The following is an 11,637-nucleotide window of genomic DNA, read 5'->3' as shown; positions in this document are numbered from 1 at the left end:
GCCAACTGAAGCAGTGGAGTTTAACGATGACAGTCCAAGTAACCGAACGCGACGAATCGAAAATGTCCCACGAAGGCCTGGCCGCTGGTGTGCGGATCTGGGATGTGCATCAACAGGGCCAACTGGTCGGCATGTTCCATGATGAGCACCAGGCCCAGCAATACCGCATGGAGCTGGAATACCTAGAGAACCAGCGACCGTCGCAATAACACCCTCTTCAAACGAAAAACCCCGCCTAGGCGGGGTTTTTCATGCTTACCACATCAGATCGTCAGGGATCTTGTAGGCTGCGTACGGGTCGTCCTCGTCCGCCTCCTCGACATGGGTGTTGAGCAGCAGGATGCGCTTGGGGTCGCGCTCCTGGATCTTCACCGCCGCCTCGCGTGGAATCACTTCGTAGCCACCGCCATGGGCGACGACCGCCAGCGCGCCGTTGCTCAGCTTGCTGCGCATCAGGGCGTTGACGGCGATGCGCTTGACCTTCTTGTCATCGACGAAGTTGTAGTAGTCCTCGGTATTCAGCTTGGGCAGGCGGGTCGCCTCGATCAACTGCTTGATCTGCGCGGCACGGGCCTTCTGCTCGGCCTTCTCCTGGACCTGGCGGTTCAGCTCCTGGTCTTTTCGGGCCTTCTCGGCCTGGGCTTCCTTGGCCAGGCGCTGCTGGCTGTCGTCCACCTCGACCTGGCCTTTGTGCTCCAGGCGTTTCTGTTTTTTCTCGGCCTTGTTGGTCTGAGAAACCTGTTTCTGGTTGACCAGACCGGCTTTGAGCAATTGGTCGCGAAGGGAAAGGCTCATGGAAGTTCACTCACTTATGCATCAGCTCAGCCGCAGCTGGGCAGGTTCTTTTCCTGACGCTTGGCCTCGCCCCACAGGGCGTCCAGCTCGTCGAGGGTACGATCTTGGATGTTCAGGCCCTGCTCGCGCAATGCCTGTTCGATGAATCGGAAGCGCCGCTCGAACTTGCGATTGGCGCGGCGCAGGGCGTTTTCCGGGTCGTGGCGCAGGTGGCGGGCCAGGTTGACGGTGGCGAACAACAGGTCGCCCAGCTCATCTTCCAGCGCATCGCTGTCGCCATCGGCCATGGCCTGCAGCACTTCGTCGAGCTCTTCACGGACCTTGTCCAGCACCGGCAGCGCGTCCGGCCAGTCGAAGCCGACCGTGGCGGCGCGCTTCTGCAGCTTGGCCGCCCGTGACAGCGCAGGCAAGGCCGCCGGCACGTCGTCGAGCAGCGAGAGCTGTTCAGGCTCGCTCTTCTCGGCGCGCTCCTCGGCCTTGATCTCTTCCCAGCGCGACTTGACCTGGGCCTCGTCCAGCATGGGGGTGTCCAGCGGCGCATAGAGCTCGCCGGTGGGGAATACATGGGGGTGGCGGCGGATGAGCTTGCGGGTGATCGCATCGACCACGCCGTCGAACTCGAAACGCCCTTCTTCCCTTGCCAGCTGGCTGTAGTAGACCACCTGGAACAGCAGGTCGCCCAGCTCGCCCTGCAGGTGCTCGAAGTCGCCGCGCTCGATGGTGTCGGCCACTTCGTAGGCCTCTTCGATCGTGTGCGGGACGATGCTGGCGTAGTCCTGCTTGAGGTCCCAGGGGCAACCGTATTGCGGGTCACGCAGGCGGGCCATCAGGTGCAGCAGGTCGTCGAGGGTGTAGGTCATGAATATCTTTCCTCAGCGAGGGCCTTGCCCTCGATCGCCGACAAGCCGGCGCCCACAGGGTTATGCCGAACCTGTGGGAGCTGGCTTGCCAGCGATGGGCCGCACAGCGGCCCCGTTCTGTCTCAAGGGGTACGGTTACGCCGCGTCTCGATGATGTTGGGCAACTGCGAGATCCTGCCGAGCAAGCGCCCCAGGGCGTCCAGGCCAGGGATCTCGATGGTCAGCGACATCAAGGCGGTGTTGTCTTCCTTGTTCGAGCGGGTGTTTACCGCCAGCACGTTGATCTTCTCGTTGAGCAGCACCTGCGAAACGTCGCGTAGCAAACCCGGGCGGTCGTAGGCACGGATGATGATGTCGACCGGGTAGGTCTGCACCGGGATCGGTCCCCAGCTGACCTGGATCATGCGCTCCGGCTCCTTGCCCGCCAACTGCAGCACCGAGGCGCAGTCCTGGCGGTGAATGCTCACGCCACGGCCCTGGGTGATGTAGCCGACGATGGCATCGCCCGGCAGCGGCTGGCAGCAGCCGGCCATCTGCGTGAGCAGGTTGCCGACGCCCTGGATCTGAATGTCGTTGCGCTTGCCCGAACGGATGCCCCGCGCCTGGCGCGGGATCAGCTCGACCGGCTCCAGGCGCTCGGGTTCGAGCAACTGCTGGGCGGCGTTGACCATATGCGCCAGGCGCAGGTCGCCGGCACCGAGGGCGGCGAACATGTCCTCGGCGGTCTTGACGTTGGCCTTCTCGGCCAGGCGCTCGAAGTCCACCTGCGGCAGGCCCAGGCGCGACAGCTCACGTTCGAGCAGGGTCTTGCCGGCGGCGACGTTCTGGTCGCGAGCCTGCAGCTTGAACCAATGGACAATCTTGGCCCGGGCCCGCGAGGTGGTCACGTAGCCCAGGTTGGAGTTCAGCCAGTCGCGGCTCGGGCTGCCGTGCTTGCTGGTGATGATCTCCACCTGCTCGCCGGTCTGCAGGCTGTAGTTCAGCGGCACGATGCGCCCGTTGATCTTGGCGCCGCGACAGTTGTGGCCGATCTCGGTGTGTACCCGATAGGCAAAGTCCAGCGGCGTCGAGCCCTTGGGCAGGTCGATGGCGTGGCCGTCGGGGGTGAACACGTAGACGCGATCCGGCTCGATATCGACGCGCAGCTGTTCGGCCAGGCCGCCGATGTCGCCCAGTTCCTCGTGCCACTCCAGCACCTGGCGCAACCAGGAGATCTTCTCTTCGTAGTGGTTCGAGCTGGGCTTGACATCGGTGCCCTTGTAGCGCCAGTGGGCGCAGACACCCAGCTCGGCTTCCTCGTGCATGCCATGGGTGCGGATCTGCACCTCGAGCACCTTGCCCTCGGGGCCGATCACCGCGGTGTGCAGGGAGCGATAGCCGTTTTCCTTGGGGTTGGCGATGTAATCGTCGAACTCTTTCGGAATGTGCCGCCACAGGGTGTGCACGATGCCCAGCGCGGTGTAGCAGTCACGCACTTCCGGCACCAGCACGCGCACCGCGCGCACGTCGTAGATCTGGCTGAACTCCAGGCCCTTGCGCTGCATCTTGCGCCAGATCGAATAGATGTGTTTCGCCCGGCCACTGATATCGGCGTTGACGCCGGTGGCCAGCAGCTCGTTCTGCAACTGGTTCATCACGTCGCTGATGAAGCGCTCGCGGTCCAGCCGGCGCTCGTGCAGCAACTTGGCGATCTGCTTGTACTGGTCGGGCTCGAGGTAGCGGAACGACAGGTCCTCGAGTTCCCACTTGATATGGCCGATACCCAGGCGGTGCGCCAGCGGCGCATAGATATCGAACACCTCGCGCGCCACACGCAGGCGCTTCTCGTCATCGGCCGCCTTGACCGCCCGAATGGCACAAGTACGCTCGGCCAGCTTGATCAGCGCCACGCGTACATCGTCGACCATCGCCACCAGCATCTTGCGCAGGTTCTCGACCTGCGCCTGGGAGCCGAGCACCAGCGACTGGCGCGGGCTGAGGCTGGCACTGATGGCCGCCATGCGCAGTACGCCGTCGATCAGCTTGGACACCACCGGCCCGAAGCGCTGGCCGACCTCGGCCAAGGTCACCTTGCCTTCGCGCACCGAACGGTAGATGACAGCCGCCACCAGGGAATCCTGGTCGAGCTTGAGGTCGGCGAGGATTTCGGCGATCTCGAGCCCCGCCTGGAAACTGGACGTGCCATCGGCCCAGGAATGCTTGGCCGGGTTGCCTTTCTTCTCGACCTCGTGGGCAAACTCGCAGGCCTCCTTCAACCCCGGGCGATCGAGTTGCGAATCGACGCTCACCACATGATCGAGCCATGCTTCGAGATTGATACTGCCGTCGTTGTTGACCGGCTGGTGCACTCTCACCTGTACCATCTTTGCTTTACCTTTCCATACAGCGCACCACGCGGGTGCACTGGCTATCACCTGTGCGTCCCTCAATCCCTGATGGCCGCACCAAGAGGGCCAGCCCGGCTAGCCCGCTTCGAATAACGCCATGGCTTCGACATGCGCCGTCTGAGGAAACATGTCGAGAATCCCGGCCCTTTTTAACCGGTACCCCTGCCCGACCAGCACTTGCGTATCACGCGCCAGCGTGGCGGGGTTGCACGATACATAGACCAGCCGTTTCGCACCCAGCCGGGCGAGGCCCTGCACTACCTCGAAAGCCCCGTCGCGCGGTGGATCCAAGAGTACCGCAGAAAAGCCCTCGGTACCCCATCCAGCGCCTGCCAAAGGCTGCGATAAATCGGCCTGAAAAAACCGTGCGTTATGCACATTGTTGGCGTGGGCGTTGGCCTCGGCACGGCTGACCATGGCCTGCACGCCTTCCACCGCCACCACCTCGCGCGCCTGGCGGGCCAGTGGCAAGGCAAAGTTGCCCAGGCCGCAGAACAGGTCCAGGACCCGCTCATGCGCCTGGGGCGCCAGCCAGGCCAAAGCCTGCTGGATCATCGAAGTGTTGACCTGGGCATTGACCTGGACGAAATCCCCCGGCCGCCAGGCCAGTTCCAGGCCCCAGGGCTCCAAAGCAAAGCCCAGTTGCGCCGCGGCGTCTACTGGCGCCGGCTCGCCCTCGCCCTGCAGCCATAACTGGGCGCCGGCCTCGCGGCAGAATGCCTCGAGCCGCGCCAGGTCTTCACTTGGCAAGGGCGCCACATGCCGGACCATCACTGCCTCCGCGGTACCACTGAACAGCTCCACATGCCCCAACACCTGCGGCTTGCTCAAGCTGCGCAACACGGTCGGCAAGTGGCGCATGATCGCCTGCAAGGGCTGTACCAGCACCGCGCAGTCGTCGATGGCAACGATGTCCTGGCTGGCCTCGGCGCGGAAACCGACCTCCAGCTGACGCGCCTTGGTGTCCCAGCGTACCGCTACCCGCGCCCGGCGACGGTAGCCGAATTCCGGTCCGCACAAGGGAACAGCCCACTCTTCGGGCTGCACGCCGGCCACCCGCTGCAACTGCTCGGCGAGCAGGCGCTGCTTGAGCGCCAGCTGGCCGTCATGGGGTAGGTGCTGAAGGTTGCAGCCGCCACAGCGGGCGTAGTGACGGCAGGGCGCTTCGCGGCGCTCGGCGCTGGCCTGGAACACCCGTTCCAGGCGCGCCTCGACCACCTTGCCGCGTGCGGCAAGCACCCGCGCCTCGACGTCTTCGCCGCCCAGCGCGCCGCTGACGAACCAGGTACGACCCTCGCTGAAGGCGATGCCACGGCCGTCACCGGCCACGCGCTCGATCAGCAAGCGCTGCTTCTTGCCCACCGGCACTTGTGCGGCACGGTTGCCGCCGGCCGGCTGAAAACGCAGGCCGGTATTGCTTTTCTTTCTGGACATCAGGTCGGATCGAACAGGCCGGTGGAAAGGTAACGGTCGCCGCGGTCGCAGATGATGGCGACCATCACCGCGTTCTCGACTTCACGGGACAGACGCAACATCGCCGCCACCGCCCCGCCGGAGGATACGCCACAGAAAATGCCCTCTTCGCGGGCCAGGCGACGGGTGGTTTCCTCGGCCTCCTGCTGGGACATGTCGACCACGCGGTCGACCCGGGTGGCGTCGAAGATCTTCGGCAGGTACTCGTGGGGCCAACGGCGAATGCCCGGAATGGCCGAGCCTTCCATCGGCTGCAGGCCAACGATCTGCACCGCCGGGTTCTGCTCCTTGAGGTATTGCGAACAACCCATGATGGTGCCGGTCGTGCCCATGGAGCTGACGAAGTGGGTGATCGTGCCCTGGGTCTGCTGCCAGATCTCCGGGCCCGTGCTGTTGTAGTGCGCGATCGGGTTGTCGCCGTTGGCGAACTGGTCAAGCACCAGCCCACGGCCTTCGGCCTGCAGTTTTTCCGCGAGATCGCGGGCGCCTTCCATGCCCTCTTCCTTGGTCACCAGGATCAGCTCGGCGCCATAGGCGGTCATGGCCGCCTTGCGTTCGGCGGTGGAGTTGTCCGGCATGATCAGGATCATCTTGTAGCCCTTGATCGCCGCGGCCATGGCCAGGGCGATGCCGGTATTGCCGGAGGTGGCTTCGATGAGGGTGTCGCCGGGCTTGATCTGGCCACGCAGTTCGGCACGGGTGATCATCGACAACGCCGGGCGGTCCTTGACCGAACCTGCCGGGTTGTTGCCTTCGAGCTTGAGCAGCAAGGTATTGCTGGTGTTCCCGGCGATGCGCTGCAGGCGAACCAGCGGCGTATGGCCGACGCAGTCGGCGATGGTTGGGTACTGCAGGGTCATGGGCGTTTTCGCAATCCGGACGGCAGGGGCGCCTATCATACCGGCAAACCCGGCGCGGCCATATCACGCAATTGTCGGTGGTTATAGCGGGTAGCTATAAGCAATTGTTCCCTGGCACCGGGCTTGTCCGCGCCGGACCAACCGACGGCCCCGCTTCATGGGCAGGCAGGCGCATGCACAGGCGCAGGCCACGCTCGCCATTGACCGCCCACACCAGCCCACCCTGGCGGCGGATCGCATTGCGGGCAATGCTCAAGCCCAAGCCGAAGCCACCGTCCCCGGGCCGCGCCCCGTCCAACCGGGAAAACGGCGCGAAGATCCGCTCGAGGTCTTCCTCGGCCACGCCACCGCCGTCATCCTCCAGGTCGATACGCCAATACCCGCCTTCACGCCAGCCGCCCAGGCGCACCACACCCGCCTCCGGCGAGTGACGGATGGCGTTGCGCAGCATGTTCTCGAGCGCCTGGGCAAGGTCGTTGAGGCTGCCCCGCACCCAGCAGTCCGCCGGCAACGCACAGCGCAACTGCCCAGGTGTCCAGCCGCTTTCGTAACAGGCATTCTCGCTGAGCAGGTCCCACAGCGCCGGCACCTGGATCGGTTCCAGGTTCACCGGGGCGCGCTCGGCGTCCTGCCAGGCCAGTTGCAAAGTGTCCTCGACCAGTTGCTGCATGCCGTCCACCTCGCGGTGCAGGCGTTCACGCAGGCGCTGCAGGTCGGTTTCGCCGTCGCAGGCCACGCGCAGGCGGCTGAGCGGCGTGCGCATCTCGTGGGACAGGTCGCGCAGCAACTGCTGCTGCAAGGCCACGGTGCCCTGCAGGCGCTCGGCCATCTGGTCGAAGGCCCTGGCCAGTTCGCCCAGCTCGTCCTTGCGCCGGGTGGTGCGCGGATCCAGGCGCGCCGCCAGTTGGTCGGCGCGCCAGGCGCTGGCCTGTTCACGCAATTGGTTGAGCGGCACGATCAGCATGCGGTACAGGCCGACGCACAACAGCAGGGTAAACAGTCCAGGAATGATGCCGTTGGTGACGATGCGCCAGAACAACCGGTACTGGCCCGGGTTGAAGCGCTCCGGCAGTTCGATCACCAACATGCCCTGCTCCGGCGCGCCGGGGAACGGCAGGCGCAACCAGGGCTGGCCGATACTGCGCCGGCTCATCGGCCAGTCAACGCCGCGCAGGCGGGTCAGGCGCTGGGCCTGCCGGGCAGTGAGATCAGCGTTGCCCAACGGCTGCAGGTCGCCATCAAGCACCCCCGCCCAGCCTTGCTCGCGCCCACGCATCTCGGCCAGCCAGGCATCGACACCATCAGCGCCGCCCCTGCGCCAGGCCAGCTCCGCCTCGGCCGCGTAACCACGCAGCACCTGACGCGCGGGTTCGGAAAGGAAGGCGTCCTGGGTTTCCATATGGCGACCCCAGCTGTAGCTGAGGCCGATCATCAGCAGGCAGAAGCCCACCAGCAGGACGGCCAATTTCCAGAACAGCGAATGGCGATCGAGCACGACTCAGTCGACCTCGCCCACGCCGAATACATAGCCCTTGCCCCAGACGGTGCGGATCTGCCGCTCGTGATAACCGATGGCCTTGAGCTTGCGGCGAATCTGGCTGACGTGCATGTCCAGGCTGCGGTCATGGCGCGAGTATCCGCGCTGCAGCACCTGCTGGTACAGGAACGGCTTGCTGAGGACCTCGTCCTCGCTGCGATACAAGGTGTCGAGCAGGCGGTATTCGCTGGGGGTCAGCCCGGCCCACTGGCCGGCAAGGCAGATATCGGCCGCTTGCTCGTCAAAGCGCAACAGCGGCTCCGCCTCCTTGCGCGGCGCCAACGCCCGTCGTTCGAAAGCCACTCGGCGCAGGATGGCCTCGATGCGCACCCGCAGCTCGGCGAAACTGAAAGGCTTTGGCAGGTAGTCGTCCGCGCCGCGTTCAAAACCATTGATACGATCGGCCTCGGCCCCCAGCGCCGACATCAGGATGACCGGCGTGGCGCTGCGTCGGCGCAGGCTGGTCAGCGCATCCAGGCCATTGATGCCGGGCAGCAGGATGTCCAGCAGGACCAGGTCGAAGGCTTGTCGTCCCGCCTCCTCAAGCCCCTCCAGACCACTACGGCACCAAGTCACCTGGAAGCCGCCGCGACGCAATTCTTCGCGCAGGTAGGCACCGAGCACGGGATCGTCCTCGATGGCCAGGATGTGGGTGGCGTGAATAGCTTCAGGATGCATTGGCAACTGCCATCGATTCTCAGTTGCGTGATTATTGGGCAAGCGCTCCTGGCAAGGCAACCGTCGCCCGACTGACGCGCCATCGTACAGCCGGCCTTACTTGGCAAACAAAAGCCTTACAAATGCCTGCGGCGCGGAGTAACGTTCCCGCTGATGCGCGAACAGCGCTTTTCAAGGCACATGACAGGAGACAGGTGTGCTCGACCGTTTGGGAATCCGCAGCCGCGTCCTGCTGCTGGCCTTGCTCCCCGCCAGCCTGATGGCCCTGGTGCTGGGCAGTTACTTCACCTGGTTGCAGCAGAGCGACCTGCGCACGCAGCTGCTGCAACGCGGCAAGATGATCGCCGAGCAGTTGGCGCCCCTGGCGGCGCCGGCCCTGGCCCGCCAGTCCCCGGCGCAGCTGGAGCGCATCGCGGCCCAGGCCCTGGAGCAGGTCGACGTGCGCGCCGTGGCGTTCCTCGCCGCCGACCGCACGCGCCTGGCCCACGCCGGCCCCAGCATGCTCAACCAGCCGCCCAGCGGCGGCACCGGCACGCAACTGCTCCAGCGCACCGGCAACGATGCCACCCGTTACCTGATGCCGGTGTTCGGCCATCACCGCGACCTGGCCACCGACGCCGTACCCGCCGAAGCCGAGCGCCTGCTCGGCTGGGTGGAGATCGAGCTATCCCACGACGGCACCCTGCTGCGCGGCTACCGCAACCTGTTCACCAGCCTGCTGCTGATCCTCGCCTGCCTGAGCCTGACCGCGCTGCTCGCCCTGCGCATGAGCCGCACCATCAACGACCCGATCAACCGCATCAAGCACGCGGTCAACCAGCTCAAGGACGGCCACCTCGACGAACGCCTGCCAGCCATGGGCAGCCACGAGCTCGACGAACTGGCCGCTGGCATCAACCGCATGGCCGAGACCCTGCATAGCGCCCACGAAGAGCTGCAGCACAGCATCGACCAGGCCACCGAGGACGTGCGCCAGAACCTGGAAACCATCGAGATCCAGAACATCGAGCTGGACATGGCGCGCAAGGAGGCCCTGGAGGCCAGCCGCATCAAGTCCGAGTTCCTCGCCAACATGAGCCACGAGATCCGCACCCCGCTCAACGGCATCCTCGGCTTCACCCATCTGTTGCAGAAGAGCGAGCTGAGCCCTCGCCAGCTCGACTACCTCGGCACCATCGAGAAATCCGCCGACAACCTGTTGGGGATCATCAACGAGATCCTCGACTTCTCCAAGATCGAGGCCGGCAAGCTGGTACTCGACAGCATCCCGCTCAACCTGCGCGACCTGATCCAGGACACCCTGACCATCCTTGCCCCGGCCGCCCATGCCAAGCAGCTGGAGCTGCTCAGCCTGGTCTACCGCGACACCCCGCTGTCGCTGGTGGGCGACCCCTTGCGGCTCAAGCAGATCCTCACCAACCTGGTGAGCAATGCCATCAAGTTCACCCGCGAAGGCACCATCGTCGTGCGCGCCATGCTCGAGGACGAGCAGGAAGACAGCGTGCAACTGCGCATCAGCGTCCAGGACACCGGCATCGGCCTGTCGCCGCAGGATGTGCGCACCCTGTTCCAGGCCTTCAGCCAGGCCGACAACTCGCTGTCACGCCAGCCCGGCGGTACCGGCCTGGGCCTGGTGATCTCCAAGCGCCTGATCGAACAGATGGGTGGCGAAATCGGCGTCGACAGCACGCCGGGCGAAGGCTCGCAGTTCTGGATCAGCCTCAACCTGCCCAAGGCCCACGACGACACCGAGGAGCAACCCGCCCAGGCCCTGGTCGGCCGTAGCGTGGCCATCGTCGACGGGCACGACCTGGCCCGCCAGGCATTGCAGCACCAGCTCGAGGACTGCGGCCTGGCGGTCACCGTGTTCGCTTCCTGCGACCAACTGCTGCACGGCGTGCAGGCGGCAAGCCAGGCCGGGCAGCCGTTCGACTTCGCCGTGCTCGGGGTCAATCTCGGCAGCCTGGCGCCGGAACAACTGGGGCAATACCACCAACAGCTCGAGCGCCTGGGATGCCAGTGCGTGGTGCTGTGCCCCACCACCGAGCAGCCGCTCTACCACCCTTACCTGCCCAACGCCCACGGCCAGTTGCTGGCCAAGCCCACCTGCACACGCAAGCTGCGTCGCCTGCTGCTGGAACTGGTGCAGCCGCGCCGGCCGGTGTGCGAGCAACGCAGCAACGGCGGCCAACGCATGCCCAAGCTCCTGTGCGTCGACGACAACCCGGCCAACCTGCTGCTGGTGCAGACCCTGCTCGAAGGAATGGGCGCCGAGGTACTGGCGGTGGACAGCGGCTATGCCGCGGTGCAGGCCGTGCAGGACGAGCCCTTCGACCTGGTGCTGATGGATGTGCAGATGCCAGGCATGGATGGCCGTGCCTGCACCGAACAGATTCGCCAGTGGGAGGCCAGCCAGAGCGGTCCGGCCCTGCCCATCGTGGCCCTCACCGCCCACGCCATGGCCAACGAAAAGCGTGCCTTGCTGCACAGCGGCATGGACGACTACCTGACCAAGCCGATCAGCGAGCGCCAGTTGGCCCAGGTGGTGATGAAATGGACCGGCCTGAGCCTGGGCTCACCGCCACAGGAACGGCCCAGTGAGCGCCTGCCCGACAGCAGCGAGCTGAAGGTGCTCGACCCGGAGGAAGGGCTGCGCCTGGCCGCCGGCAAGCCGGACCTGGCGGCGGATATGCTGGCCATGCTCCTGGCCTCGCTGGAGTCCGACCGCGAGGCCATCCAGGCCGCCCGCGACGCTGCCGACCGCAACGCCATGATCGAGCGGGTGCACCGGCTCAACGGCGCCTCGCGTTATTGCGGCGTACCGCAGTTGCGCGCGGCCTGCCAGCGCAGCGAGACCTTGCTCAAGCAGGACAGCCCCCAGGCGTTGCAGGCCCTGGACGAACTGGACCAGGCCATCAGCCGACTGGCCGAGCAGGCACGCGAAAGCGCCTGAATCCCCCACAGGCTTTGCAAGAGTCGTGGGAGCGGGGGTGCGACTTGCCCCGCGACAGGGCCGTCACAGATCAATACCCGATCTCCCTGACGGC

At 65.6% G+C, this 11,637-nt stretch carries 9 protein-coding genes; 2 read left to right on the top strand and 7 right to left on the bottom strand.

The genetic code is table 11. The annotated features are described in order from the left end of the window. Positions 1–26 precede the first annotated feature (26 nt). Positions 27–209 (top strand): hypothetical protein, encoded by a 183-nt coding sequence (locus OH705_RS14290; RefSeq protein ID WP_023630170.1) that lies wholly within the window; start codon positions 27–29, stop codon positions 207–209. A 46-nt stretch (positions 210–255) separates the two neighbouring features. Here OH705_RS14290 and OH705_RS14285 read toward each other — a convergent pair whose 3' ends face one another. The 7 genes from OH705_RS14285 to OH705_RS14255 all read right to left on the bottom strand — a co-directional run bounded on the left by OH705_RS14285 (position 256) and on the right by OH705_RS14255 (position 8,590). Further along, entirely contained in the window at positions 256–795 is a 540-nt protein-coding gene (locus OH705_RS14285; RefSeq protein ID WP_023630169.1) for a DUF2058 domain-containing protein, read from the bottom strand. Between the two features lie 26 nt (positions 796–821). Next, positions 822–1,655: a nucleoside triphosphate pyrophosphohydrolase gene (gene mazG / locus OH705_RS14280; RefSeq protein WP_023630168.1), complete on the bottom strand. Its 834-nt coding sequence runs from the start codon at positions 1,653–1,655 to the stop codon at positions 822–824. A 122-nt stretch (positions 1,656–1,777) separates the two neighbouring features. Next, positions 1,778–4,018 (bottom strand): GTP diphosphokinase, encoded by a 2,241-nt coding sequence (gene relA / locus OH705_RS14275; RefSeq protein ID WP_038706624.1) that lies wholly within the window; start codon positions 4,016–4,018, stop codon positions 1,778–1,780. A 99-nt stretch (positions 4,019–4,117) separates the two neighbouring features. Next, positions 4,118–5,476 carry a 23S rRNA (uracil(1939)-C(5))-methyltransferase RlmD gene (rlmD, locus tag OH705_RS14270; RefSeq protein WP_267302397.1) on the bottom strand — a complete coding sequence of 453 codons (1,359 nt, stop codon included), beginning with the start codon at positions 5,474–5,476 and terminating at the stop codon, positions 4,118–4,120. Then, complete coding sequence (gene cysM, locus OH705_RS14265) at positions 5,476–6,375, bottom strand: cysteine synthase CysM (protein WP_023631413.1); 900 nt, start codon at positions 6,373–6,375, stop codon at positions 5,476–5,478. The genes rlmD and cysM overlap by 1 nt, the downstream gene beginning before the upstream one ends. Before the next feature lie 94 nt (positions 6,376–6,469). Then, positions 6,470–7,870 carry a sensor histidine kinase gene (locus OH705_RS14260; protein ID WP_267302396.1) on the bottom strand — a complete coding sequence of 467 codons (1,401 nt, stop codon included), beginning with the start codon at positions 7,868–7,870 and terminating at the stop codon, positions 6,470–6,472. Between the two features lie 3 nt (positions 7,871–7,873). After that, positions 7,874–8,590 (bottom strand): response regulator transcription factor, encoded by a 717-nt coding sequence (locus tag OH705_RS14255; RefSeq protein ID WP_267302395.1) that lies wholly within the window; start codon positions 8,588–8,590, stop codon positions 7,874–7,876. A gap of 196 nt (positions 8,591–8,786) precedes the next feature. Between OH705_RS14255 and OH705_RS14250 the strand changes: the two genes are divergently transcribed. Next, a complete protein-coding gene (locus tag OH705_RS14250; protein ID WP_094011803.1) occupies positions 8,787–11,543 on the top strand; it encodes a response regulator in 2,757 nt (918 codons plus the stop codon). The last annotated feature ends 94 nt before the right edge of the window (positions 11,544–11,637 follow it).

The sequence above is a fragment of the Pseudomonas sp. BJa3 genome, assembly GCF_026343815.1.
GTDB classification, from domain to species: Bacteria; Pseudomonadota; Gammaproteobacteria; order Pseudomonadales; family Pseudomonadaceae; genus Aquipseudomonas; species Aquipseudomonas soli.
Note: the sequence above shows the minus strand (reverse complement) of the source record. Positions and strands in the feature narration are given on the sequence as shown.